Origin of the sequence: Hafnia sp. CBA7124, from assembly GCF_002355555.1 — a bacterium.
In the GTDB taxonomy this organism is placed as follows: Bacteria; Pseudomonadota; Gammaproteobacteria; order Enterobacterales; family Enterobacteriaceae; genus Hafnia; species Hafnia alvei.
On sequence record NZ_AP017469.1, the window covers coordinates 4,397,329 to 4,424,297 of the forward strand.

The 26,969-nt window shown below is 45.1% G+C and carries 25 protein-coding genes; 6 read left to right on the plus strand and 19 right to left on the minus strand.

Annotation, left to right across the window (positions count from 1 at the left end):
* Nucleotides 1–248: 248 nt before the first annotated feature.
* Entirely contained in the window at nucleotides 249–758 is a 510-nt protein-coding gene (gene idi / locus CPY98_RS19935) for an isopentenyl-diphosphate Delta-isomerase (RefSeq protein ID WP_040044424.1), read from the minus strand.
* A gap of 129 nt (nucleotides 759–887) precedes the next feature.
* On the opposite strand from idi, the gene CPY98_RS19940 reads away from it, so the two are divergent.
* Nucleotides 888–1,301, plus strand: coding sequence for an ACT domain-containing protein (locus CPY98_RS19940; protein WP_043489683.1), 414 nt, complete (start codon nucleotides 888–890; stop codon nucleotides 1,299–1,301).
* A 68-nt stretch (nucleotides 1,302–1,369) separates the two neighbouring features.
* Here the strand turns inward: CPY98_RS19940 and adiC are convergent, their stop codons facing one another.
* From adiC to adiA, 3 genes are all read right to left on the minus strand, one after another.
* Nucleotides 1,370–2,731 (minus strand): arginine/agmatine antiporter, encoded by a 1,362-nt coding sequence (gene adiC, locus CPY98_RS19945; protein WP_040044422.1) that lies wholly within the window; start codon nucleotides 2,729–2,731, stop codon nucleotides 1,370–1,372.
* 355 nt (nucleotides 2,732–3,086) lie between these two features.
* A complete protein-coding gene (locus CPY98_RS19950) occupies nucleotides 3,087–3,848 on the minus strand; it encodes an AraC family transcriptional regulator (RefSeq protein WP_043489686.1) in 762 nt (253 codons plus the stop codon).
* A 324-nt stretch (nucleotides 3,849–4,172) separates the two neighbouring features.
* A complete protein-coding gene (gene adiA / locus CPY98_RS19955) occupies nucleotides 4,173–6,443 on the minus strand; it encodes an arginine decarboxylase (RefSeq protein WP_096388789.1) in 2,271 nt (756 codons plus the stop codon).
* A gap of 601 nt (nucleotides 6,444–7,044) precedes the next feature.
* On the opposite strand from adiA, the gene CPY98_RS19960 reads away from it, so the two are divergent.
* Both CPY98_RS19960 and fliB read left to right on the plus strand, forming a co-directional pair.
* Nucleotides 7,045–7,620 carry a class IV adenylate cyclase gene (locus tag CPY98_RS19960; protein WP_096388655.1) on the plus strand — a complete coding sequence of 192 codons (576 nt, stop codon included), beginning with the start codon at nucleotides 7,045–7,047 and terminating at the stop codon, nucleotides 7,618–7,620.
* 86 nt (nucleotides 7,621–7,706) lie between these two features.
* Nucleotides 7,707–8,930 carry a flagellin lysine-N-methylase gene (gene fliB, locus CPY98_RS19965; protein WP_096388656.1) on the plus strand — a complete coding sequence of 408 codons (1,224 nt, stop codon included), beginning with the start codon at nucleotides 7,707–7,709 and terminating at the stop codon, nucleotides 8,928–8,930.
* A 93-nt stretch (nucleotides 8,931–9,023) separates the two neighbouring features.
* On the opposite strand, the gene CPY98_RS19970 is transcribed toward fliB, so the two are convergent.
* The 5 genes from CPY98_RS19970 to tdcB form a co-directional block, all read right to left on the minus strand.
* Entirely contained in the window at nucleotides 9,024–9,452 is a 429-nt protein-coding gene (locus CPY98_RS19970; protein WP_025799572.1) for a universal stress protein, read from the minus strand.
* A 164-nt stretch (nucleotides 9,453–9,616) separates the two neighbouring features.
* Nucleotides 9,617–11,911, minus strand: coding sequence for a formate C-acetyltransferase (gene pflB / locus CPY98_RS19975; RefSeq protein ID WP_043489692.1), 2,295 nt, complete (start codon nucleotides 11,909–11,911; stop codon nucleotides 9,617–9,619).
* Nucleotides 11,912–12,005: 94 nt separating this feature from the next.
* Complete coding sequence (tdcD, locus tag CPY98_RS19980; protein WP_043489695.1) at nucleotides 12,006–13,214, minus strand: propionate kinase; 1,209 nt, start codon at nucleotides 13,212–13,214, stop codon at nucleotides 12,006–12,008.
* 60 nt (nucleotides 13,215–13,274) lie between these two features.
* Nucleotides 13,275–14,600 (minus strand): threonine/serine transporter TdcC, encoded by a 1,326-nt coding sequence (gene tdcC / locus CPY98_RS19985; protein ID WP_040044416.1) that lies wholly within the window; start codon nucleotides 14,598–14,600, stop codon nucleotides 13,275–13,277.
* Between the two features lie 91 nt (nucleotides 14,601–14,691).
* Nucleotides 14,692–15,684, minus strand: coding sequence for a bifunctional threonine ammonia-lyase/L-serine ammonia-lyase TdcB (gene tdcB / locus CPY98_RS19990; RefSeq protein ID WP_040044415.1), 993 nt, complete (start codon nucleotides 15,682–15,684; stop codon nucleotides 14,692–14,694).
* 550 nt (nucleotides 15,685–16,234) lie between these two features.
* Here tdcB and CPY98_RS19995 point away from each other — a divergent pair.
* A complete protein-coding gene (locus CPY98_RS19995) occupies nucleotides 16,235–16,483 on the plus strand; it encodes a hypothetical protein (protein ID WP_130993085.1) in 249 nt (82 codons plus the stop codon).
* A 40-nt stretch (nucleotides 16,484–16,523) separates the two neighbouring features.
* On the opposite strand, the gene CPY98_RS20000 is transcribed toward CPY98_RS19995, so the two are convergent.
* Together CPY98_RS20000 and CPY98_RS20005 are read right to left on the minus strand one after the other, a co-directional pair.
* A complete protein-coding gene (locus CPY98_RS20000) occupies nucleotides 16,524–17,123 on the minus strand; it encodes a DNA-3-methyladenine glycosylase (protein ID WP_096388657.1) in 600 nt (199 codons plus the stop codon).
* 35 nt (nucleotides 17,124–17,158) lie between these two features.
* Nucleotides 17,159–18,037 carry an AraC family transcriptional regulator gene (locus CPY98_RS20005; protein WP_096388658.1) on the minus strand — a complete coding sequence of 293 codons (879 nt, stop codon included), beginning with the start codon at nucleotides 18,035–18,037 and terminating at the stop codon, nucleotides 17,159–17,161.
* A 113-nt stretch (nucleotides 18,038–18,150) separates the two neighbouring features.
* Between CPY98_RS20005 and CPY98_RS20010 the strand changes: the two genes are divergently transcribed.
* On the plus strand, nucleotides 18,151–18,912 hold the full coding sequence (locus CPY98_RS20010) for an SDR family NAD(P)-dependent oxidoreductase (RefSeq protein ID WP_043489734.1): 762 nt from the start codon (nucleotides 18,151–18,153) through the stop codon (nucleotides 18,910–18,912).
* A 247-nt stretch (nucleotides 18,913–19,159) separates the two neighbouring features.
* Nucleotides 19,160–20,128 (plus strand): chemotaxis protein, encoded by a 969-nt coding sequence (locus CPY98_RS20015; RefSeq protein WP_025799585.1) that lies wholly within the window; start codon nucleotides 19,160–19,162, stop codon nucleotides 20,126–20,128.
* A gap of 62 nt (nucleotides 20,129–20,190) precedes the next feature.
* Here the strand turns inward: CPY98_RS20015 and CPY98_RS20020 are convergent, their stop codons facing one another.
* The 8 genes from CPY98_RS20020 to chbC all read right to left on the minus strand — a co-directional run bounded on the left by CPY98_RS20020 (nucleotide 20,191) and on the right by chbC (nucleotide 26,963).
* Complete coding sequence (locus tag CPY98_RS20020; protein WP_025799586.1) at nucleotides 20,191–20,388, minus strand: hypothetical protein; 198 nt, start codon at nucleotides 20,386–20,388, stop codon at nucleotides 20,191–20,193.
* Between the two features lie 42 nt (nucleotides 20,389–20,430).
* Nucleotides 20,431–20,760: a DUF1622 domain-containing protein gene (locus tag CPY98_RS20025; RefSeq protein ID WP_038502556.1), complete on the minus strand. Its 330-nt coding sequence runs from the start codon at nucleotides 20,758–20,760 to the stop codon at nucleotides 20,431–20,433.
* Nucleotides 20,761–20,771: 11 nt separating this feature from the next.
* Entirely contained in the window at nucleotides 20,772–21,842 is a 1,071-nt protein-coding gene (locus tag CPY98_RS20030) for a linear amide C-N hydrolase (protein WP_043489738.1), read from the minus strand.
* A 167-nt stretch (nucleotides 21,843–22,009) separates the two neighbouring features.
* A complete protein-coding gene (gene chbG, locus CPY98_RS20035) occupies nucleotides 22,010–22,771 on the minus strand; it encodes a chitin disaccharide deacetylase (RefSeq protein ID WP_046448884.1) in 762 nt (253 codons plus the stop codon).
* Between the two features lie 45 nt (nucleotides 22,772–22,816).
* The gene (locus CPY98_RS20040; protein ID WP_046448885.1) at nucleotides 22,817–24,160 is read right to left on the minus strand and encodes a 6-phospho-beta-glucosidase; all 1,344 of its coding nucleotides are present in this window, start codon (nucleotides 24,158–24,160) and stop codon (nucleotides 22,817–22,819) included.
* Nucleotides 24,161–24,343: 183 nt separating this feature from the next.
* Entirely contained in the window at nucleotides 24,344–25,180 is an 837-nt protein-coding gene (chbR, locus tag CPY98_RS20045; protein WP_025799591.1) for a transcriptional regulator ChbR, read from the minus strand.
* A 14-nt stretch (nucleotides 25,181–25,194) separates the two neighbouring features.
* The gene (gene chbA, locus CPY98_RS20050) at nucleotides 25,195–25,542 is read right to left on the minus strand and encodes a PTS N,N'-diacetylchitobiose transporter subunit IIA (RefSeq protein WP_096388659.1); all 348 of its coding nucleotides are present in this window, start codon (nucleotides 25,540–25,542) and stop codon (nucleotides 25,195–25,197) included.
* Nucleotides 25,543–25,604: 62 nt separating this feature from the next.
* Entirely contained in the window at nucleotides 25,605–26,963 is a 1,359-nt protein-coding gene (gene chbC / locus CPY98_RS20055) for a PTS N,N'-diacetylchitobiose transporter subunit IIC (protein ID WP_046360018.1), read from the minus strand.
* Nucleotides 26,964–26,969 lie beyond the last annotated feature (6 nt).

Here is a 26,969-nt window from a genome sequence, read left to right on the forward strand (position 1 = left end):
TAACGAAGAGTTAAAATCGGATAGTTTTGAGCCTCTTGTTCAATTTTTTTGAATGCAATTTAAGCAACTTTACGTATGAATTTTAATCCGATGAGAGAGAGGCAAACGTAATATGCGATTTTTCAGATAAAAGGCTTTTAAAACAAATAGTAATCTTATTTTCAAGCTGGCCGACAAAAAAACACATATCCGACATTTCATTACAGACGGTATTTGTCAGGAAATATTCGTCAGCGCCATGCAAAACATCAGTCGAGATGTGCGATCACTTTCGGCAGACACAGCCTAAACCATGGCGTAAAACGTTCGGGCTCGAGCTGCATTTGCTCTAAGATTTCATCCACGGGATGATAAGCAAAAGCATCGGCCTCTTCTGCGTTAAGCTGTGGAACCACGTTGCTATGACCAATAAAAACATGTGCCAGCTCGTGTTCAGTTAGTCCCCCCCCAACGTCAAGGCAGTAACTCAGCTCAAAAGATTCATGCAGCGCGCAAGCCATTCCCATTTCTTGATAGAGCCGACGCATCGCCGCTTCTTGAGTATCTTCACCAGGGAGTGGATGGCCGCAGCAGGTATTACTCCACTGGCCACCGGCATGATATTTCCCCGCTGCTCGGCGCTGGATCAATAGCTCGTTATGATCGTTAAAAACGTACACAGAGATAGCGCGATGCAAAAGCCCCTGCTGATGAACCGCGAGCTTTTCCATTCTGCCAATCGGCATATCGTTTTCATCAACCAGAATCACTTCAATCATGGCCTTCCCCTCTCTCATCGTGTTACAACGGATCTCTATTAGCATACCTAATTGCTGCAAACTTTTTTTAATTTAACGCCACATCGTTCGCCCGCTAATCTAGCGCCAAAATATTATGGAGATACGCATATGAGCGGCATTAAAGATATTACTCAACTTCTGGCTTCGATGGAGCCGACACTTAACACTCAAGCTTTCGTTTTTTGTACCAGCCAATCACTCACGCTGGAACAAGCCGCCGCGCTAAACCCGCAGGGGCTCTTTTGGGAAACCGAAGGGATTACGCTGATTTTAACTCGTGAAGATGCCCAAGCGGCTGGCTTTGATGCCAGTTCAGATTTCCGTCAAATCACGCTCACGGTTCACTCTAGCCTTGAGGCTGTTGGACTAACCGCAGCGATTGCTGCCGAGCTCGCTCAGGCGGGTATCAGCGCCAACGTTGTGGCTGCTTATTATCACGATCACATTTTTGTTCCTGCCGCCGATGCCCAGCGCGCCCTAGCCGTTTTAACCCAGTTACAGCAGCGCAGTGCACTGGCTTAAATAGGCTAATAAAAAACCCGCAGAGGCGAAACCGCTGCGGGTGAATATCACGCGATAAAATTTTAAGCTCAGTTTTTTACCGATGCCTTTAACGAACCATCAGGATTCGTATTATCCAGCGGATATGGATTTTTATGTTGGCGGTTATAGTTCAAGGCATAAAGTGCCGTGATCACCATTAACACCACGAACGACCACATCACTTCCTGCGCACCGGAACCAACAACGGCCCAGATACAGTAGACAAACGCGATGCTGACAATCGCCAAATAAACAGGGCGAGCTTTACCGAAGTGACCGTGGCCTAGCAGCAGCAACGCCGCACAGGTATAAAGGTAAGGTACCAGCGTAAAGATCACACTCACCGACGAAACCAGACCAAACTCTTTCGCCGCATTAGGCGAAATGCTGCCGAACTGACAAATTGTCATTAATACGCCAACGATCAGCAAACCCGCAACCGGCGTACCCGCCTTGTTAACTTTGGCGAAAATGGGTGGGAACAAGCCATCATCGGCCGCGGCCTTCGCCGTTTGACCAGCCAACAGCGTCCAACCACCTAACGAGCCCAAACAGCCTGCAGCCGCGCAGAATGAAACCACTGCACCAGCCGTATTGCCTAACGCCATACGCGCCGCATCCCCGAAAGGTGAAGCAGAAACACGCAGCGCCGCATTCGGGATCATCCCCATAATGGCGGTGGTGGATAATACGTAGCACACGGCGGCAATCAGCACCCCGCCAATGGTTGCAATCGGAACGTTACGCTTAGGATTTTTAACCACGCCAGCCGCCACCGAGGCACTTTCCACCCCGATAAATGACCAGAGCGTTACGCTCAAGGTGCTTTGGATAGCGCCAAATGTACCCTGACCGCTTACGTTCCACGCAGCCATGTAGGTTTCGCTGTGGAACCAAAACCAGCCGAATACTGCAATCCCTACGATAGGTATCAACGCCAATACCGTCGCCACCGCCTGAACACGGGTGATCATCTGTGGCCCAACAATATTGAGCAATACAAAAATCCACAGCACAACCACACAGGTAATAGTCAACACCATTGGATCTTTCAAAATAGGGAAGAAATAGCTGAGGTAGCCAACACCAATCACCACCATCGCGATATTCCCCACCCAGCAGGCTAACCAATACAGCACGTTGGTTTGGTAACCGAGGAATGGGCCAAAAGAACGGCGGGCATAAGCATAAGAACCGCCGGGACTGGGATCTAAAGACGACATCTTGGCATACACCATTGAAAGCGCTAATGCGCCAATGATAGTCACCAACCATCCGTAGATTGCAATTCCGCCGGTAGACGCTAAGTTTGCCGGTAATAAAAATACGCCGGAGCCCATAATATTCCCTGATACCATTAAGGTAACGGGAATGAGGCCAACTTTATGAGATTCAGAATCCGAAGACATAATCCAACCTTAAGTTAAATAGAATTTTTGGTAGAAATTATATTACTCTCAGAGTTAAATCATGGCAGTAGCAAACGGCTAACATCGCCATTTCCGGCATATTTTTAGCCAATGACAATCCAGCTAAAATAATATTTACAAAGATAAATAACTAAAAGATTACATAACTTTTCAAACATTATAAATATATACTCAACCATCCCAATATAAATATATTCCTATATATTACCCAAGACGGTTCAAGTTGGATTTCGGCAGCAGTTCGATATTAATCAAGTAAACGATTTAGTAATTACTCTCAGCCAATAAAAAAGTAAACTCAGGCATTAAAAATATATTCAGTTATAGTGAGAATCTATGCAATCATTTTATCTCTATGCTGGTGCACGTAGTTTAGCGGCGTCGTCCCGTAATATTCTTTGAATACGGAGATAAAGTAGGACGTGCTGCTATAGCCGCACAGAGAAGAAACCTGTGAAATATTTTTATTAAAAACAATCAGTTGCTCTACAGCATAGCGCATTCTACAGTCAGTGATAATTTTACTGTAGGTGGTGTCTTCGTTTTTTAGCTTCTTTTTCAATGAGCTAGGGCTTAAGCATAGGCAGCTGGCAACGGACGTCAGGCTCCACTCTTTGTGCATATTGCTTTGAATAATGCTGTAAACATTCGCGCTAAGATTGCTTCTAATTTCACGAATAAGAAACGGTATTAGATTGTTATTATTTAAGAAAATAGATAAAACGGTGAACGAAAGACAACGGCTACGTTCGCGATCAACCTCACAGCCTTGCGCATCTTGCGATAGGCGTACCGCCTCTTGGAAAATATGTGGTGTCTGACAGCGTTCAATCATATAGCACGGTGTGGAACGCAGATTAGGAGACAGAGCGCTGATATCTTTTTTTAAGAAATGGATATAGTCCTTAATAACATCTTTATTCAAATATAATACTGCTGAGTCATCCAGTTCTGAAAAATCTATTACGTTATTTTTACATGAAATTAGCATCATGTGATTAGCTTTGAATGTAACTTCATTCTCAGAGTTAAAATTAACAGTGACATCTTTGCGTGTTAAAACGACAACGCAACCTTCGTTGTTACTGAGTTTCATATTAAGACATCCTACAGACGTAAAAGAATAAAATGCCGTTATTAAGTTAGACTTATCGACTAAAGTAATAAGGCATAAAAGAAAAAGTAATACATATGACAATTCTACGACCAGACACTAAAATACAGAGCTTTTCTAATTATTCAATATCGCGGGGATAAATACTGCCGTATCATTTTTTTTACGCAGAGTAATTGTACAATTACAGAATAAAAAATAAACATACAGGTATGAAAAAGCGCGGGATATACCCGCGCAAATACTACAAGAGAAACTGCTTTATCTTTTTTTGCTGTGGTGTCTTTGCTTCATCACCAACGAAGGTTATTCCGTGCGAACACACATCACGTGATAAACACCGTTGATAATTTCAGTCCCTTCGGTTTCATGTTCAAAACCGGGGAATTCGTGGTCCCAAGCCTGTAGAGCGCGCAGATAACCGATCTGTGGACTCTCTTCGCCGCCGAAGCTTTCACCGGATAATAGCATTGGGATTCCTGGTGGGTAAGGGATGATGGAGTTGGCTGCAACACGGTTGACCAGACCGTCAATCGCAACCATCTCCACCTTATTCGCCACAATGGCCTGATAGGCTGCACGCGGTGTCATCACCGCTTCTGGCAGACCAGAATAAGCCGTATTCAGTTTAGCACCTGGGTTATTTTTACGCAGATAGGCAAACATTTTGTCGCCCAAATCACGCAAGCCTAACTTGCCGTAGATTTCTGGCTGCTGCGCAACCAGATCGGGCAATACCGAAGATAGCGGGGTATTAGCATCATAATGGCGTTTAAACGAAAGCAGCGTGTTGATAAGCGTGCCCCATTTGCCTTTGGTAACGCCCATTGAGAACAGGAACATCACTTGGAAATCGGTAGTGCGCGTCGGCACAATGCCATGACGGCTCAGCCATGCGGTGACCAACGCCGCTGGCACGCCCTTCTCTTGCAACTCGCCGTCATCACCCATACCTGGAGCCAAAATACTGACCTTGATAGGGTCCAGCATGCTCCAGTTTTCAGGCAGATCTTTAAAGCCGTGCCAGTTATCTTCAGGATTCATCACCCAGCAGCTTTGTTCGGTTGCTAGAAGCTTAGCTGGCGCATCTTCAAACGCCATCTGCTTACCGGTTGCCGGATCGGTGACAATTTCTTGGTTCCACGGTTTGAAGAACCAATCACCATCCTGAGTAAACTCTTTATACAAACGCGCCATCGCCTGACGGAAGTCTACCGCCTCGTTGATCACTTCCTGCGTCAGAGAAAGACCGCTGTTGCCGTCCATCATCGATACAGCCACATCGTTAGAAGCGCAGATCGCATACAACGGCGAAGTGGTAGCGTGCATCATGTACGCCTGATTAAAGCGAGAAAAATCAACGGCACCGCGGCCGTCGCGCACATGAATATAAGATGCCTGAGATAACGCATTGAGCAGTTTGTGCGTTGAGTGGGTCGCAAACAGCGTTGGACCTTCATGATCGCCAGGTTCCCCACGCATAGCGTAGTGATCGCTATACATTGGGTTAAAACGTGCATAACCATACCAAGCTTCATCAAAATGAATTCGGTCAGTGGTTTTTTCTAATAAATCCTGCGCATTTTTGGCGTTGTAGCACACACCATCATAAGTACAGTTGGTCACCACGCTATAAGAAGGGCGCTGGCCCTGCTTGCTTTTACTCAGTGGGCTGTTAGCGATTTTTTGTTTAATCACTTCCGGCTGCATCTGCTGCGGATAAATTGGCCCGATAATCCCATAGCGGTTACGGCTAGGCAGCATGTAAACCGGTTTCGCACCGGTTAATATCAGCCCCTGCTCAATGGATTTATGACAGTTGCGGTCAATAACCACCACGTCATCTTCGGTCATACACGCCTGCATAATGGTGCGGTTCGAACCCGAAGTCCCCACCACCACAGAATACGAGTGATCTGCACCGAACACACGCGCCGCATTCTTTTCGCTTTCACCGAATGCGCCAGTGTGGTCGAGCAAAGAACCTAGCGAGGTGCGCTCAATCCCCATATCGGTGCGGAACAAGTTTTCACCGTAATAGTCGTGGTAAAAACGACCGGCTGGCGTTTTAGTAAAACCAACGCCGCCCTGATGGCCCGGCGCCGCCCATGAATATTCATGAACGTCGCTATATTTCATCAGCGCGGTCATCAATGGTGGCAGCAGTTGCTGATGATAACGGTTCATGGCAGCAACGGCGCGGCCGGCAATAAAATCAGCCGTGTCTTCAAGGATCCAAGCAAATTCATCGATTTGCTCCATCATCTCGCGGCTAAGTTCCTGAGTGGCTTTCTCTCTGTCACTCAACAAAAAGACCGGAACATTTTCCTGCCGCTCATGCAGTTTATTAAGCAGTTGCTGAGCCAGCACGTGCTCGGCGGAGTCATCCATTCCACGGCTAAACATCAGACAATCTATCGCTTCATTGGCAGACAAAATGGCAAAACCATCGTCAAATGAGGCGGCTTTGATCACCTCAACATTTTGACGATTCAGCTCATCAGCCAAACGTTCAACGGCAGCACCCACATAGGTGTCTTGATGGAGAAATTCACTTTCAACAATTAATACTTTCATCATGTGTTTATCCTTACAGATAAATAAACATAACGTTTAGTCGCGCTGAGGATATCTAGCTATACCCAAAATAATTCGAGTTGCATTGAGTAAACACGGCTAACAAAAATGCAGCTTGAAGTATGAAGGGTATATATTCTCAGAGCACTAAACCGCCATACAAATAGAATGAGTGTTAATGTTAAACCTTATATAACGCATTATGGTTTTATCCGCTCTTTCCTTGGAATTAGTATTGCCCTTATTTATCAACGTTGTAAAGTCAGGTTAAAAACACAAGATATTCGATACAAATCAATAAAAATCAATAATATAAACTAAAATAAAGACTATGAAAAAGCACATTTAGCAATATGTTATACACAACGATTTTATTTTTTTACCTTATAGTGATATTTATTTATAATCTACCCAACGATTAGGTTTACATAAAAAACAAACGCTATTGTTCATCCACAAATCTTTACGATAATAGATATTCAGCCACCTTAATTATTTATTTTTCTAAGAGAGACACTTCACAAATAGCGCTCACCAACGGCAGTGCAGTTGGCTACCGTGTTATCCTTCATGACATCGTGTTATCTACCTAAGACATCCTATGACGAGCGAACATTTTGCAGGGAAGTATGAGGCCGAGCTGAAATTCCATCTCAGCGATCCCGCTGGCTTTCTCGAACGCATCACTTTGGCAGGAGCAGAACCTTTTCACCTCAATAACCATGAGATCGATTGCTACTATGACCGCCCAACGTCTGAGCACTCAGACTCAACGCTGAAAAAGAGCGGCATTAGCATGTGCATTCGAGAAATGCGGCCATCCGGCATTAAGCTGTGGATCGTTAAAGGGCCAGACGCGTCTGAATGCGAAGCGATTAATATTGATGATTGTGAAAAAGTGGCCAGCATGGTGGAAAAGCTCGGTTTTTGGCCCAGTTTACGTATGGAAAAAAGCCGCAGTATCTATTTCTTAGGCCGTTACCACATCACCTTCGATCATCTTCCTACTCTGGGCTATTTTGCCGAAATCGCCATCATGACCGACAATGAACAGGCGGTGCCAGAACTGCTCAACGATTTACGCCATCAAGCATTGGCATTAGGGCTTGAAGATTCACAAAGGGAAATACGCAGCTATCGTCAAATGCTAGAACAAACGCGCAGTGGCATTAATTAGCCTATTTTTATCCCGTTTATTCAAAGATCAAAAAAGCTGGCTGGTGATAATTTAAACATCACTGGAACTCCATCACTGGCTAGCACATGAAAACATATAAGACCGTCACCCCAAATTTTTACACCCGATTTCAATGCACTGGCGCTGACTGCGTCGATCATTGCTGTACCGGCTGGAAAATATCGATTGATAAGAAAACCTACAAAAAATATACCGATTCTCATCACGAAAAGATTAAATCTTTCGCAAAAAACTCACTGCTATTAACCCGCAAAGGCTATGACAATTTTGCTACGGTAAAGCAAGATGAGTCAGGAAATTGCCCTATGCTCAATGAAGATAAGCTCTGTACCATTCACGCCAAAATGGGAGCCAATGCCCTGAGCGTAACGTGCAAAACATTCCCCCGCACCCAAAAACAGTATGCCAACGAGACCTTATTGAGCCTCACCATGGCGTGCCCTGAAGTAGCTAATCAAGTTTTATTTCAGCCAGATAGCATGTTAGTCAATGAAGACATCAAGCTCATTGTTGAAACGGCTAACCGGATTGGAAAAAAAGCGGCACACATTGAACGCTCTCAGACAACCCAACTAATTAACCTGTTTTGCAGCCATCTGGTCATGGCCGATAGCCCTGCCATCGAGGATAACCTGCTCGCTATCGTGCACCTTATTCTTTATTTACAGCAGATCGAATTCGATGTTGAAGCGCACCTTGACGATCTAGAGTCCTTATTCTTAACGCTAAATAGACAGCTATCCAGCGGAGATATGGCTCAACAACGCAGCCAAATTAGCAGCTCAGCGAAGATGAAGGTGATGCTATTAAGTATATTTGGCACAGCGATTAGCCAGTTAAATCGAGGGCGTGATTTTCTCGAGGAAAATCACCAAGCACTTGCTCATTATTTAGAATTAGACCAAGAGCCGAGCGATGCAAAGATAGGCGATAAATTTAGTCAATTAGACGCGCAATGGAAAAAGGTCTTAGCTAACTCTTGTTTATCTGACGAGCATGTGATGAAAAATTATCTTCTTTATCATATGTATAATAGCGGCTTCCCTGGTCAGGATATGAACAATATCCTGCGCCAATACTATCTAATGATGACAGATTATTTTTATTTAAAAACCCAGATATCAATCATGTCCATGACCAGAGAAATAACGCAGGAAGAGATCATGAAATTATTTGGCTCGTTCCATGTGGTCTACAATCACAACAGCAATTTACCTAAAGAGCTGAATGCCTATATCGATCGGATAAATGTAAACGATGACTTATCCTGTTTGTTATTGCTAAATTAGATACAACGGCACAGCAAAAATGGCTAACAAAAAGGAGCGGATATCCGCTCCTTTTTCACATAAACCATTCAAACAAACAGAATGGCAGACAGCCTAACGGATCACCATCACATTAACTTTCGCATGGCGCACAATGCCTGCCGCATTCGAACCCAATAGATAAGTTTTTACGCTTGGGCGGTGCGAACCAACAATGATAAGGTCAGCACCCATTTCATCAGCCTGCTGCAATGCCTCATCACGCGGGGTACCAAAACGAATGGTGTAAGACATACGCTCAGCGGGTAAATCTACCCCCTGTATGAGTTCTCTAATTCTTTCTTCAGCATAGGTCACCGCTTTGTTTTCAAACTCTTTGATGCCAAAAGAGTATGCGGTAACAAAGGCCTGTGCATCGGGCAAAACATACAAAAAATGCACATCAGCATCTGACATTTTTGCCAAATACTCAACGTGACGCAGAGCGTTTTGAGTCAGAATATCCTCTTCAATATCTACCGGCACCAAAATGCTTTTATACATATTTATGACCTCTCCATGTAGAAAACTTATGAATAGAATAACCTTACCTAATTCACGGTGGAACCCATTTCGGCTGGAACTGTGAGACAAGACATGCGCCTTTACCCCATAAAAAAAGCCCCGCAAACTTTTGCAGGGCTTTCGTTGGTTCACTTTCTCACGCGTTACAGTGAGCTAGTGAACGTCCTTGAGATCACGTCTTGCTGTTGTTCACGCGTCAGCGCGTTAAAGCGCACCGCATAGCCTGAAACCCTGATGGTTAAGCTCGGATATTTATCTGGGTTCTCAATCGCATCCAGCAGCATTTCACGGTTCATAACGTTCACGTTGAGATGCTGTCCACCTTCAACGTCTTCCTCATGATGGAAATAGCCATCAATCAGACCAACCAGATTATTTTTACGGATAAACTCGTCTTTGCCTAACGCCCCAGGGACGATAGAGAAGGTATAGGAAATACCGTCTTTTGCGTATTTAAACGGCAGTTTCGCCACCGAGGTTAACGACGCTACCGCACCTTTACGATCGCGGCCGTGCATTGGGTTAGCTCCCGGGCCAAATGGCGTGCCTGCACGGCGTCCGTCCGGCGTATTCCCGGTTTTCTGCCCGTAAACCACGTTCGAGGTAATGGTCAGAATAGACTGCGTTGGCTCGGCATCTCGGTAAGTTGGCAGCTTCTGGATCTTCTTCATGAAGCGCTCAACCAAGTCACAGGCAATATCATCGACACGATGGTCGTTGTTACCGAACTGCGGATATTCACCGTCAATAGCAAAGTCGATAGCCAACCCGTTTTCGTCACGAATTGGGCGCACTTTGGCATATTTGATAGCGGCGAGTGAGTCGGCGGCAACCGACAGCCCAGCGATACCACACGCCATGGTGCGAACTACATCGCGGTCATGCAGCGCCATTAGCGCGGCTTCATAGCTGTATTTATCGTGCATGTAGTGGATAACGTTCAGCGCAGTGATGTACTGCACTGCCAACCAATCCATAAACGAATCCAGACTCGCCATGACTTTGTCGTAATCCAAGACTTCATCTGTCATGGCTGGCACTTTCGGCCCGACCTGAATTTTCAGTTTTTCATCCACGCCGCCGTTGATGCAATACAGCAACGTTTTTGCCAAGTTGGCGCGAGCACCAAAGAACTGCATCTGCTTGCCAACCACCATCGGGCTAACACAGCAGGCAATCGCATAGTCATCACTGTCAAAGTCAGGGCGCATCAAATCATCGTTTTCATACTGTAACGACGAGGTCGCAATAGACAGATTCGCAGCATAGGCTTTGAACGCTTTCGGTAGGCGTTCAGACCACAGGATTGTCAGGTTCGGCTCTGGTGATGGCCCCATGGTTTCTAGCGTATTTAGATAACGGTAGGAGTTTTTGGTGACCAGCGTTCTGCCGTCTAAGCCCATCCCGCCGATAACTTCGGTTGCCCAGATTGGGTCGCCGGAGAACAACGTATCAAACTCAGGCGTACGTAAGAAACGCACCATGCGTATTTTCATAATGAAATGGTCAATCAGCTGCTGTGCTTCCTGCTCATTGATCACCCCATTTTTCAGATCGCGTTCGATATAAACGTCTAAGAACGTCGAAGTACGGCCCAGCGACATCGCGCCGCCGTTCTGCGATTTCACCGCAGCCAAGTAGCCAAAATAGAGCCACTGAATAGCTTCCTGCGCATTCTGTGCCGGACGAGAAATATCAAATCCATATTTCGCCGCCATTTCCTGAATTTGCTTCAGCGCGCGGCGCTGCTCGGCTAATTCTTCACGCTGACGAATCACTTGCTCAAGCTGAATACCCTTCTCCAGTTTGCCCTGCAAATCAGCAAACTGTAATTCACGTTCACGAATCAGGTAACGGATGCCATACAGAGCCACGCGACGGTAGTCACCGATAATACGCCCACGACCATAGCCATCTGGCAAACCGGTTAAAACACCGGATTTACGGCAGCGCATCATTTCAGGTGAATAAACGTCAAACACGCCTTGGTTGTGTGTTTTACGAATATCGGTGAAAAGATATTTAAAATTAGGATCCAGCTTGCGATTGTAGGCTTCAAACGAGCTCTCAATCATATTGATGCCGCCAAACGGGAATAACGCACGTTTCAGTGGTTTCTCAGTTTGTAAGCCAACAATTCTTTCTAGATCTTGATGGATATATCCAGGCGCATGGGCGGTAATGGTTGTCGCAATATCATTATCAAAATCGACCGGTGCGTGAGTGGAGTTTTCAATCCGCACGCCTTCCATTACTTTTTCCCACAGCTTGGTAGTTGCTTCGGTTGCAGTCGAAAGGAAAGACTCATCACCTTCATAAGGCGTATAGTTATTCTGAATAAAGTCTCTTACATTAATGCTACCTTTCCATTCTGTTCCTGCAAAACCATTCCAAGCTTCGGTAAATATATTCTCAGTCACGTCCAGATCGATATTCATTATCAAGCTCCATGTACCATAGGTATCGCCCCTATTTAATTAGGGGAGAAAAGAGTATTTAGGCAGTATTTATTTAGGAAATAGTTAAATAACGTTATGCGAATGCAATATGTTCTGCGGAGGAACTCACGCGAATAGCATCCAGTGCAATCATCTTTTCTTCATTAGTTGGGATCACTGCGGCGATAACGTTAGAACTCGGCGCCGTAATCACTTCAGCCTCCCCAGTACGACGCAGGTGATTTTTGGCTTCGTCGAGTTCAAGGCCGAATACCGCAAGATGCTGTAGCGTTAATTGACGAATCAGTTCAGAGTTCTCACCAATGCCGCCGGTGAACACAATGGCATCAAGCTTATTCAACGAGGCAGCGTGGCCACCGATATGACGAGCTAAGCGATGCACAAAGACGTTAATTGCCAGCTGTGCGCCTTCATGCCCTTCTTCATACGCTTTTTGCAACACGCGCAGATCGCTTGAAAGCCCAGAAATACCTAACAGGCCAGACTCTTTGTTCACCATGAACATCAGATCTTCTAACGTCTTGCCGGTTTTATCCGCCAGATATGCCAGTGCGCCAAAATCAACGTCACCGCTGCGCGTTCCCATGACCAAGCCTTCCAGCGGAGTCATGCCCATCGACGTATCAACGCTTTGGCCATTTTGTACTGCACAGACCGATGCGCCGTTACCTAAGTGAGCGACAATAATCCCGGAGTTCTTTTCATCTAAACCTAATTGCTCAATCGCCTGCTGTGCGACATAGCGATGAGAGGTTCCATGGAAGCCATATCTTCTCACGCCATATTGTTTGAAATATTGCTGTGGAAGCGCATAGGTATAGGCTTCAGGTTTTAAAGTCTGGTGAAACGCGGTATCAAAAACGGCCACATGCGGTAATTCAGGGAATATATGGCGCGCAGCCATAATGCCCTCAAGGTTGGCATAATTATGTAAAGGTGCCAGAGAGGAAACATTAGTAATTTCTTGCAATACTTCATCATTAATTAATGTCGCATCGCTAAATGCTTCTCCACCGTGGGCAATTCGGTGACCCACACATGAAATAGCGTCGCTGAGTTTTCTTTTTTCTAATTCTCTAACAATAGAATTCAATGCGTCTTCATAACTACCGGTTTTTAAATTAATACTGATAGTTTTATCAATGGTCATTGAGGTATTTTCAATACCGACGTTATCAACAATGCCGGACATCATCACATCGCAGTTATTTCCTTGCATAACAGAGAATTTAATTGATGAAGATCCACAATTAATCACTAGCACTACAGATTTTGAAGACATAGATATACCTCACAGCTAACTCCCCAGAGAGGAGTTAGCTGTTATTCTTTAAAATTTAGATTAAATAAGTTTGTAGAAAATATTCAGAATAGTCAGCAGGCCAACGATGGTAACAAAGTAGTTTTCTGGCTTGCCTTTATATTTCGCCAGCGCTGGCACTTTGCGAACCGCATACATCGGTAGCAGACACAGCAGGGAGGCAATGATAGGCGCACCCATGGCTTCAATCAGGTCAAGGATGTTCGGGTTAACATAAGCCACTACCCAAGTAGAGCCCATGATGAAGAACATGCTGATCAGGTTCAGTTTGCCGGTTGAATACTTCTTCTTGTCGCCTTTACAAGCGAACTTAACAATCAGGCCATTCATCCCTTCCAACGTTCCCAGATAGTGACCGAAGAACGATTTGAAGATAGCGACCAGAGCAATCAGTGACGCGCCATATTCCAGTACGGTTGAGAAGGTAGATTTACCACCGGCCATGCTTGAGAAGTGGTTTGCCAGATAAGAAAGAACCGGAATGTTTTGCGCTTTAGCGTCGGCCATCATCGCTGGAGACAGCGTAAACAGGCAGCTGAAGGCAAAGAACATGACCACAGCAACCATCAGCATACTGGCGCGAGAGATGATTTTAGAGCAGCGGTCTTCGGTGAACTGCTTGCCAAATTCAGGCTCGTATTCTTCACGTTTTGATTCAACGAAAGAGGAAACGATAGGCGAGAAGTTAAAGGAGAACACCATGATGGCGATACCCAGCCAGACGTTAACCAGAATACCGTCGTGACCCAGCAGAGAGATGCTGCTAGTGCTAACTTGTTCAAATACAGACGCGTTCCAGTAAGGGATCAGCGACAGGGAAATCAGAACCAAGCTGGCGATGAATGGGAACACCAGGAAACTCATTACCTTCACCATCAAATTCTTTCCGAAGAAGATGATGAAAGCCATGGCCATTAACAGAACCAGAGCAACAAGGCCACGGTTCAACGGCATTAACTGCAGCTGGTTTTCCCAGAATGTCATGAAGGTGTTGGTGATGGTGACACCATAAATCCATAACAGAGGACAAATCGCGAAGAAGTACAGGAAGGTAATAATGACCCCGCCTGTTTTACCAAAGTGCTCTTCAACCGTGTCGGTAATGTTGCCAGTGATATTGCTACCAGACAGGCACAGGCGCGCTAATGCGCGGTGACATAAAAAGGCAATTGGGTAGGCCAGCACAAGCATGATCAGGATAGGGATCAAACCGCCAAAGCCTGCACGGATAGGGAAGAACAGAACCCCTGCGCCGATGGCGGTGCCAAATAATCCAAGAGTCCATGTGGTGTCCGATTTCCGCCACATAGTTCCCTGATTCGAATAGGTAACGCTGTCTGTCGTCATACTGTAATTCCTCACGGATTTGCCCTTTTTTGAGGCTACATCACTGTAACCTCAGCTAGGGTCTATACCCTGTCGGGTGTTTGCATAGTTATTAGTGAACGTGATTCAGTCCCGTTATCTCTGATATTCTGGATAAATCAATATTCCCACCGGAAATAAGGCTAACGGTCTTTTTATTTTCGATATAGCCCTTGAGCTTACCGCTTAATATGGCCGCAGATGCCAATGCTCCAGCGCCTTCAGTCACGATCTTGTTTCGTTGGATAAGATCAATCATGCCGCGCTTAATTTCTTCTTCAGTGACTACCACAATGTCGGTTACCAGCTCTTTGACAATCTCATATGTCAGTTTACCTGGCGTCGACACGTCGCAACCGTCCGCAATTGTACCTGTTGTGCGGTGAGATAAAAATTGTCCTTCATGGAAAGATTTAGCCATTCCGTGAACGTTGACCGCTTGAACACCTATGATATTGATTGTTGGGTTAATTGATTTTAGCGCGATAGCGATACCGGAAATTAATCCCCCACCACCGATAGGGACAATAACGTTATCCACGTCATACAGATCTTCAAGGATTTCTAAACCGATAGTCCCCTGACCTGCAATCACTTTTTCATCGTCGTAAGGAGGAATAAAGATTCTATTTTCCAACTCAATTAATTCATGGGCTTTTGAGATGGTGTCATTAAAGCTATTTCCGTGCAGAATAACTTCAGCAGAATAATCGGCTGTTGCGGCAACTTTAGAGCTTGGTGCAGTACAAGGCATAACAACTTTGCTGTCAATTCCCAGCATGGCACAAGACAGGGAAACGCCCTGCGCGTGGTTACCCGCAGAACAGGCAATCACACCCTGCTCGCGTTCTTCTCTGGATAATGAAGCTAACTTATTAAAAGCACCGCGAATTTTAAAAGAACCGGTGCGTTGCATATTCTCAAATTTTAGATGGATGGTGCCGTTACAACGTTCACTGAGGTAGTTAGACTTAGGCATGCCTGTTTTATAGACGTGACCTTTTATCCTTTGTTGAGCCTCAATTATGTCGTTAAGCGTCACAGGTAGATTATTATATATCTTCATTTTCTCATCCCACAGATTATTTGACGCCTGCAGTATGATGAAATATTTCAGACTTGAATGTGATTGGCGTCGCGATAATTTAATTCATTATTTATTTTCTGATTTTCAAATTATGAACAGTATTTCCATTTTAATTATTATATGAAGATTTAAAGAAAAAAATATTTTTGTATTCTTACAAATATAATTTAAGTGATATTAATGGATTGTTACTAATGTTGCAGATGCGTAGTTCGACACCCGATTATCAAGATGATAATAGGTAGATTAATTGTTAAGTTTCTAAATAAAGATTTAATTTTCACCCTTTAATAAATCACTTAGCATATTAATTAGCGATAGATGCCATTCTATCAACAGCTAAGGTTTATTTAATCTGTGATCAAGATCGTTCTCTTTTATTTATATCTGTGTCTATAAATATAAAAGAACTGCCTTTGTTTTTCGGTACCCAAAAATGCAAATAGTTAATATCACGCTAGATATAATAAGCTCGATCACGGATATCCACTTTCCGTTTGAAATCTGCTCATATAACGAGCAAATTTACTTGAAAACAAAATGCAATCAGCGCTATGTCATCGCGCATGCCTATGATTTACCGGCCAATCTGACATGCCCAGTCTTTGATAATCACTGGGATCTCAAACATGACTATAAATTTGAGGTCAGAACGACCAATGATTTACGAGATGCCTTGCTGATCGGCAACGTGATGGGATGGTGGTCAGGCAATGAAATCCAGCTACTGCGGCAACTCATTAGCGCAATGGACCATTCACTGGTTATTGTAGATTAGATTTCTTTATTTTTTATAATGTTAAGTATTATTTTGCTATTTATTCATCAGTGAAACGCCAAAGGAAATCAACGGCTTCCTCTGCATAATCAATCCCAATCCGCTTACTCGCGATAATTTTCTCCACCTGCTTTTTATGCGCATCAATCTGTTCACAAATATAAAGCCGATCGCCCAATAGGGGCTCGTAATCAAACGTCCTATCAACGGCAAGGGCGCGGCAAAGTTTGCCTGGGCCGTTAGATAAATTTTTTACCTGTGGTTTTGTTAGCTCAGCTAAAGGCTTGGCATAGCGGTTACGCGCAGCCAACTCAATACCTTGGACAATTTCGATACCCCGAACTAAAACCGCCGTTGCATCGTCAGCCTGCCCCGTGACTACGTTAAGGCAGTTATGCATGCCGTAGATAAAGTAAACGTGAGCTATGCCGCCAGCCTGAAAGAGCGGCTCATTTCTGACAGTTCGCTTGCCCCCATAGGCGTGGCTCGCTTTATCTATCGCGCTGTCATAGGCTTCCACTTCATTTATCCGCCCAATAATCTGCCCTTCTTCCTGCTCACGGACCAAATAACAGCCGATCAGCTGTTGGGCTACCGCAAGAGGAGCTTGAGAGTAAAAATCCAGCCCTAGCTTCTTCATATACCCCTCTATTTATTAGAAAAATAATCCAAGCATTAGCTTAACAACAGCGCGTCTTTACGCGGTGATAAACCAAACATGCGCGAATATTCACGGCTGAACTGATTGGGGCTGTTATAACCCACTTGAAAAGCAATGGCCTCAGCGGTGCCTTTGCGTGACAAAAGCAGTTGGCGAGCCTCCAGCAAACGCAGTTGCTTTTGATACTCTAAGGGGCTCATCCCAATTAACTCTTTAAATTTACGGTGAAAAGCAGAGCGGCTAAGGTTTGCCGCTTTCGCCAGAGACTCAAGACTCAACGGCTCTTTGTACTTCTCTCTGAGCAAATCTAGCGCCCCTGCGACTCCCATTGAGTGAGTATCACGCGTAACAATGCGTGCAACATCAGCACCGTTAGGTCCCGTGAGTAGCCAATAGCATAGCTCCTGCATAAATCCAGCATAAAGAACGGGGATCGCTTCAGGACTATCAAGCAACCTTAGGCCACGTAACAAACAGCGAGAAAGTTGGGCATCGATATCTATCACAAATGCCGCATGCGGAGCAGTCTTTTGCTGTGGAAATCGATGCGAGAGCTGCATAAAAACATCGCGTACCACGGCTATATCGAATTCAATAATGACGCCTAAATAAGGCCGCAACGCATCTGCTTTCAGTATTCGGCTAACACCTGGCATTGCCGTTGTCACAATCAATGCCTGACCGGCCGCGTAATCAAAAGGAATCTCGCCAAAAACCGTGCGCTTAACGCCTTGCAGTACCAAACACAGCGCAGGCCGATGCAAAATGTGGCGAGGATATCGCCCATTACTCGCTCGAACCAACGTCACGCCGGGCAATAACGTTAAAAACGGGGTTTGTTCATGGCTTGAAAATGTATGCTTTGCTAGCAGAGATAGCAGCTCTTCGTTCATATTCGGGTTCATTACGAAAAAGACGATCTGGCAATAATACGCGCATAACAAGCACGCCACTATCTCCTTCTGCGCCTATCATTAACTTATCAAACCAACGAGGCGTTTTTATCATGAATCAGAATATCAAAGTTGCAGTTATCACCGGTGGAAGCCGAGGCCTTGGCCGCAGTACCGTAATCAATCTCGCCCAACGCGGCATTCATTCAATCTTTACGTATAAATCAGGCCAGCAAGAAGCGGCTGAAGTGGTGAAAGAAGCAGAGAAAGCGGGGGCAAAAGCCATCGCCCTGTATCTTGATACGGCTAACATCGCCGGATTTGATGATTTTGCTGCACAAGTGCAAGAAGCTCTGCGAGAACTCAATACTGATAAGTTTAATTATCTCGTTAATAACGCAGGTATTTCCAACCACACGCCATTTATGCAAGTGACTGAAGAAGAATTAGATTTACAATTTCAGGTGAACTTCAAAGGCGTATTTTTCCTCACCCAGAAACTGTTGCCACTGATGAAAGACGGTGGCCAAATCGTCAATATTTCTTCTGGTGTGACTCGCTTTGTGAACCCAAATAGCGTGGCCTACGCCACCGTTAAAGGCGCCGTTGAGGTTTTCACTCGTTATCTAGCTCACGATCTCGGTAAGCGCAATATTTCGGTGAATAGTGTCGCGCCAGGCGCCATTCAAACCGATTTTAGCGGCGGCGTCGTTCGCGATAATCCAGAAATAAACCAAGTCGTTTCAAACATGACTGCGCTTGGCAGACCAGGCTTGCCAGACGATATTGGTAAAATGCTAGCTTCATTCCTCTCTGACGATAATCATTGGATCAATGCACAACGCATTGAAGTTTCAGGTGGAATGCGGCTGTAAAAATCGGGCCCCTAGGGCTAAGCGAATAGAAATATCGAGCTTGGCCCTATTTAATAATTTCTAATATAAGCAATTTTCTTTTTTAAACGGCCTAATACCGAAATATAAAAACACGGCTGACAAATCATTTTCCTACCCACTCTCTATTTTTCCTCATCTTTGCCGATAACCTTTATAACGCATTCACTTCGTGTTGTGGCCAGCATTGTTTATTCCCAACACCTGCCGATTAACAATTGAGGTTTAGATGGATAGTTTTCAGAAAGATATCGATGAAAGGGCTAACCTAGCCTTATCCAACAAGTTCGAGCTGTTACTGTTTCGGTTAGGAGCAAGCCAACACGACAGCAAATCAGAGCTTTACGGGATCAACGTTTTCAAGCTGCGCGAAATTGTGCCCATGCAAAAAATCAATCGCGCGGCGGGTATGGTTTCGCCACTATTGGGGGTGGTGAATATCCGCGATCAGATTATGCCGGTTATCGACCTTCCGGCTGCGCTTGGCTGTACGCCTCAAACGGGTCTCAATCTACTTCTGATCACCGAGTATGCGCGTAGCACGCAGGCTTTTGCTGTTGAGGCCGTCGATAATATTATTCGCCTAGATTGGAGCCAAGTTCATACCGCTGAAGCCGGTGTCAGCAGCCGTAATATCACCAGCATTGCCAGTATGGAAGATGAAAATGGCAATAAAGATCTGGCGCTGGTGCTCGATGTTGAGCAAATTCTTTACGACATTATCCCCTCTGGCCGTAACGTCGATGTGGCAGCGATTAAAGAGAAAAGTTTTGCCTTGAAACCCGGTGCCATTGCGATTGTGGCTGAAGATTCGAAGGTCGCCCGTTCGATGCTGGAGCAAGGTCTAAAAGGCATGGGAATTCCTACGCAGATGCATACCACCGGCCTAGAAGCTTGGGAGAATATTCAGTCTATTGCCGCCGAAGCCAAAGCCGCAGGCCAATCAATAACCGATCGAATTGGATTGGTATTAACCGATATCGAAATGCCTGAAATGGATGGTTTCACCCTAACGCGGAATATTAAGAACGAAGCCACGCTGAAACAGATCCCCGTGGTTATCCACTCATCGCTATCAGGCAGCGCAAACGAAGACCATGTACGTAAAGTTGGGGCTAATGGCTACGTTGCAAAATTCGACGTTGCCGAGCTTTCAGAAGTGATCCACAAAGCATTGGCTGATGTTGCGGGGAGTTAATCAGCTTGCAGCCAAACTCAATATGGGCAGCGCGGTTCGTGCCGCCCATAAATAAATCTTAACTAGATCTTCAAGGCTTTCTGGATAGCATCGGCTAGAGATTCGATGTGTTTCTCTGCCGCTTGGAGTTGGTGGCTAACGCTGTTTCCATCATTGCTATCCGCCAAAGTGACTTTAATCAGCTCAAGCGCTGCGTTAACTGCGATAGTGCGCTGTTTCTGCTCACTTGAAACATGATCTGGGAAATAATTCTCTAACATAAACCGTCCTTATTTATTATCCAATAAATCATTAAATTCCTTTCACTTATTTTCTGCCGTTAGCTCTCTCGACAAAAAATAGTTCAAGAAGGTACGAATAACCGCAATAATCGCTAACTTGAGTAATTCATCAAGGCTCGGATTTATTGTCGTCGCCAAAATATCTGCTGCTAATTGAAACTCTAACGCCAAGGCTAACCAGCTACCAAAACGCGTTCTCATAATGTGGAAAATTGACTGGTTATTAAAATTAGGAATAACCGTCCACAGCGTTCTCACAAGCCCAATAAATACACATAAAACAGAGATAAGCTCTAAAAATGTCTGCAAGGTTTCAGACAAATAAATGATAATCTCTTTTATATGCTCCATTATTTTTAACCTTAATCCACAACGGCTGCTAAAAATTCAAAGGGTTTGGCTGGCTCAAAAGCGTGGGAAACTTCACCATTAAAATCAGCCATTTGGTTTACACCCAACGATAGTTTTCGCACCGGAGACTCAGCAGAAAGATCGGCCTGTTTTAAATCAACCCAAAACGTACTCATCCCAACGGCTGATTCAAAATAGTAGAGCTTATTTTTTTGATCGGAAATGGTACGCCAGCGGGTTGAGGAAATATTAGGCTCTGCCTGTGAGGTGATACCAAAGGGCACCGACACTGAACGCATAACGCTCACTACGCTCGCAAGGGCAAGACGTGCTTCGTGATACTTAGGAATTGCATTAATGTAATATTTGGCACGAACGAAGCGATCTGCCGCACGATTGGTGCCAGGCAGCATAATATTACCGCCAATCCCTTCCCAATATTTATCAATGGCCAGTTGCTGATCGTAGGTTGGTGAGTTGGTTAAGACTTGATATTCGGGGCTATGGTGGATAACCAGTTTTCCATCGATATATTCAAAAATAGCACTATCACCGCTGGCATCAGACAACGCTAAATGAATGGTCGCCAAGCGCGGTTGGCCGGGAACATCACCCGTAACCACCACAAATGGCTCAGACTGTAATTCTTTCACCGCTTCATCCACCGTGGCGAAATTATCCAACGCATACTGAGCCCATGCGGCCAGCGAAAGGCTCGGCTTATCTTTAGAAGGTTTAGGATACTGCGACTCTGCCAGCCACAGCATATTGGCGACCAATCCTTTTTCATTCATTCCATCGGTCGTAGCAATGTTGTAGGCCGCCGTCGTCACGCTGCCATACTTTGACACCCATTCCACAGAATGAGCGCCAGCATTGCCGTTACGCGCCATTCCACGCGGAAAGATCCACAGATCGGAATGCAAATCTTCTTTCCAATCCATTGTGCGGCCAGTCATCACTAGCTTATCTTCACCCTGATATACCGCACGAGTGCATGCTAAAGCGAGCTGGGGGGAAAATAACATCCCAACCGAACAAATGAGCAATGACGCTGCTGAAAGCAAAATATTTAAATGCATTGGCTATCACCTGGTTATTTTTTACCAGTGTAAGTAGTGATGGATAATTAAGCAAAAGATGCCCTGCATAAAACGTATTTTGTTTGGATAGTATTTATATTTCAGGAATGGAGATGAGAGAGCGGGAAAATAGCTTCCCGCCTACGGATGTAATAGAGAGTAAATGACTAGAATAAATCTTGAAACGATCCCAACCTGAATCCCCGCTCCGCAATCGCTTTTTTTAGCGAATCGGATGTCAACACATCCAGTTCGGCCAGGCGCGGGTAGCAATATTTGCTGGTCAGCAGTGTGTTATCAATAAACGCCGGATGGCACATAATCTCCAAAGAGCTATCACCACGTTCTATGGCACTATCTAGCGTGCTCAGAAACAGTGCTTCGGTAATAGACTCACCATAAAAGCGGCTGTCGAAGCCCTGTGTACTTTGTGCGCCGTGCAATTCCAGTTCGCCTTTGCGAACTTCATCACGGTCGATGCGCAAACCCACGCCCTTTTCTTTCGCAAAAGCCGCCACTATAGGGAAAATCTGCGGGAACATGTGCACGTGGTGATGGCTATCGATATGAGTCGGCAGCCTACCAAAAACGTCAACAAAGTGTTCGAATTGGCACTTTAGCTCTTGTTCAATTTCATCTAACGGCAGAGTTCCCTGTTCTGCCATTTCCCAGATCCATTTGCCCAATTCTCCATTGCGCGCCAAATTTGGCATCGGCGACAGCGGGCGTCCTAGCGTCAAAGCAAAGTGCATTCCAACCGCTAGCCCAGGGTTTTCAGCGCTCAGAGCAGCTGCATGCTCGACGCTTGCTGAGTTAACCAGTGCCGTGGTAGACGTCACTACGCCGTTTTTGAACGCCTCGATAATGCCGTAGTTTTGGGCTTTACAAAGCCCAAAATCATCAGCGTTCACTATCAATAATTTTTCCATAATCCCCTCAGCGAAACGCCTTCCCTTTACAGGGAAGGCGGTGGGTTATTTTAGTGCCGCGATAGTTTTGGCAAAGTTAGGCAGTAACGCTTCATGTGCCAACAACATTTCACGTGCTAGAACCTCTGCATCTTTATCAGAATGAATCAGCGGGCTCAGGTTCATCGCCAACAGCACATCATTCAGCTCACCGCTTATTGCGGCAGCACTAGCGGCAATTTCAAAGCCTTTGATGGTGTGAATCAACCCTAACACTTTGTCATCAAAGTGCGTCAAACGTGGATGCGGCGTGGCGCCATCGCGTCCAATAGTACAGGTCATTTCAACGGTCCAATCTGCCGGAATGTTATCAATATGACCATTGTGCGGGAAGTTAACGTATTGCTCAGTCTGCTTGTCGTTATAAATCGCGCTGATCACTTCGCAGGCCGCATCGGAATAATAAGCCCCACCGCGCAGCTCCAGCTCTTTTGGTTTTACGTTCAATTCAGGATTTTTATACAGATCAAAAAGCTGCTTCTCGACTTTTTGCACCACGCTTGCACGCGCGCCGCCTTTGTAGAATTCGCCCATTTCGATCGCCAGCATTTCTTTCTGCTTGAAGTAGTACAGCAGATAAGAACACGGCAGCAGCTTAAGAGAACGGATAAGGCCTTCGCTAAACGGCAAATCGAAGATATTTTTTACCGAACCGGCGGTTAACGTGCCGGAGGCTACGCCATCAAGCAGCTCTGCAAAGCGAGATTCTCCGTTAACGATGACGTCTTTGATAAAGACCATATGGTTCAGGCCAAAGAGGTCGATCGACAAATCATCCTGTGGTGTCAGTTTCAGCACATCCTGAATAAACATTTTCATGCCAACGGGGATGTTACAGACACCAATGAATTTCTTGAATTTGGTATGGCGGAATACGGCTTCTGTGACCATACCCGCTGGGTTAGTAAAGTTAATTACCCACGCGTTCGGGCAGATTTCTTCCACATCTTTAATGATGTCAAAAATAACCGGGATCGTGCGCAGCCCTTTGAATAGACCGCCTGCACCGTTGGTTTCTTGGCCAAGATAGCCGTGGCTCAGTGGAATTCGCTCATCCAACTCACGCGCTTTAAGCTGGCCAACACGCAATTGTGTGGTAACAAAATCGGCATCTACCAATGCTTCACGGCGATCCAGCGTTTTATGCATAACAATCGGCACGCCTGCGCGCTCGACCATACGCTGGCAGAGGTCAAAAATAATATCCTGTTTCTCTTTACCGGCCTCAACATCAACCAGCCATAATTCGGTAATCGGCAATTCATTGTAACGTTTAATAAAACCTTCAAGTAATTCTGGGGTATAACTACTTCCGCCACCGATAGTAACGACTTTCAGCTTTTTACTCATAGGAACTCCCGTACAATATCATTGCACTTCATATTAAATTAAGTGAGATATACCCATCACACATCAAATCACAGGCGCGCGTTTAAAAAACCAAAGTTTTTTCTGTCATTATCGTTATTAGGGTATATGTGAATGATTGAAGACTGTCTTATAAACAACAGTCCACATTCATTCACACATAGGTTAGTTAATACTGCACAACTTCTTTCTATAATTCTTCGGTGTAAACGATGTCAGTTTTTTAAAGTTTTTAATAAACATGCTCGGGCTGCTGTAGCCGGAATCAAATGCAATATCCGCAACCGAGTAATTGGTTATTTCCAGCTGTTTTTTAGCAAAATCAATGCGTATCTCATTAATGATCTGCATTGGCGTTTTTCCGTAGTGGCGCTGAGTCGCTCGAGTCAGATACTCTTGCGATTTTCCAGATAGCTCCACCATATTTGCCAAGGCCTTATCGCCAAACATCACCTTGTCATGCATTTTTTCTACCGCGTTCTTAAGCCAATCAGGCACATCAGCGATAACTTCGGTTTCTCTGTGATGACGTAAACGATTTACGATATAAAACGTCACCACTTCAAGAAACTCATTAAATTCGCCGTTCCTAAAATTAAGAGAAGAAATAACGGACTCTATATACGTTAGGAACTCGGTTTTTATCTGATAAACCTGTGATGCCACAAATCGATTAGGCAACAAAAATAAATAATGTTGCTCGAAAAACGCTTTACTAATTCCGACGTTTAATATTCTCGTCGCACCGAATTCATAAAAACTTTGGTGGTTCGACCCTAATGGGATAAAGACAAAGTCACCACGTTCTAACAATACCTTTTTCCCATTGATATTTTGGTAATATCGCCCGGTCAGCACCACCGTAAATTCGTAGTAATCATGCTCATGCAGCCCTGAAATGCTCTCTACTTTGTTGTAGATAAACATGTGAAAATTCTGACCGTCGAAAAGCTGATTTTCACGTGCAGTCTTAATTTCCATGCTCAGTACCGATGGCTGCATAATAATTCTCTACGTTATTTTATTTTCTCATGAACCTCAATCAGTTCTGCAATCAGTTCACGAGCCAGCATTGATGTCATCAGGTGATCTTGCGCATGAACCAGAATCAAACTGACTTTGGTTTTTCCTTCACCCTGATCGCCTTCAATCAGCTTGGTTTGCACCAGATGCGCTTCATTGAGCGATAAGCGAGACTGATTCATCAACGCTTTGGCCTGTTCGAAGTCACCTTCTTTGGCCTTTTTCAGTGCGCCATAGGCCAAGCTGCGAGCCTGTCCAGAATTGATAATGAGGCCCATCACCACTTCTTCCAGATCCTGCAATTCCTCTTCGGTACCAACAATGTTCTCTAAATCAAACATTTTATCACTCCATAACGGGGCCGTTAGCGGCGGGGGAAATGTTCTCCCCGCCAACGGTAAGATTAGAATTTCAATGCGTTCGCAATATCTTCTTCGCTTTCTTCTTCTTCAATTATCGCCTGCGCTTTGTTAGACAAGATAACGAAAGGCATATAAACCAGCGTTGAGACACACAAGTTGAACAAAGCGACTAACAGCGCAGCAATGCTGCCGTTACTGTTAAAGAATGCGCCCAGTCCGGTAGGCATGGTCCACGGTGCAAGGTTCGTCACCGGAGGAATGATGCCCATGCTGTACGCCGCCAGCGTGATGGCTGCCAGAATCGGCTGAATCAGTACGAACGGGATAAACATCACTGGGTTCATGATAATTGGCAAACCAAACAAGATTGGCTCGTTAATCTGGAAGATGCCTGACGGCAGCGCCAGCTTAGCCACTTGACGGTGATCTGCACGGCGTGAACCGATGAAGATAGCAATAATCAGACCCAACGTGGCCCCAGACCCCCCTAACAGAATGTAGGAGTCGAGCATTGGTTTAGCCCAGAAGTGGAAGGTTTTACCCGCTGCAATCGCCGCTTCGACAGAACCGTATTGTTTGTACAGGTCGATGTTTTCCAGTGCCCAAGGCGTCATGATGCCGTTGTCTAACGCCGTCAGCGCCAAAGAACCGTGCACACCAAAGAACCACAACAGGGAGTTAAAAATAACGTAAGCCCAGCCCACTACGCTGCCCATCGACGCCAGCGGCTTGGAGATGGAATCCATAATAATCTGGTGGAAGTTGTTGCCATATAATCCCAGCAGCCAAGAAATAATCCCGAAGATAGACAGGATAATAAAGCCTGGAATTAATGCAGAAAATGAGCGAGAAACAGAAGAAGGCACGCTATCTGGCAAGGTAATAACCCAATTTCTGCGAATAATAAACGCAAACATTTCGGCAACCACCAACCCGATAATCATACCGGAAATAATATTCGAGCCACCCAGCCAGTTCGCACCTACCGCATAGGCTTCACCCACGCTGTAAGGTGTTACGGTCATAAACGCCGCAACGGATAATAAACCGGCTGAAAGCGAATCAACTTTACGCTCTTCGGCTAATGCCATCCCAATAAAGAAGGGCGCCATCAGCGACATTATCCCCAGCGTACCGTTATAAACGTTGCCGCCAATAACTTTTAATCCGTTGAGTGTTTCAATGGTTGAAGCATCTAAACGAATACCGAGGGAATAAAAAAATGAGCCGTCGCCAAAGCTTAGAAATACGTTATTAATTAAAACAAACATGGCCCCCGCAAGGGTCAGCGGCATTAACTTAATAAAGCCATTTTTAATAGCGTTAATGTGAGGCTGTTTACCAATTTTGACGGCAAAAGGAAGAAGTATCTTTTCAAGTGAATCAATGGTTTTACTCATTGGTAT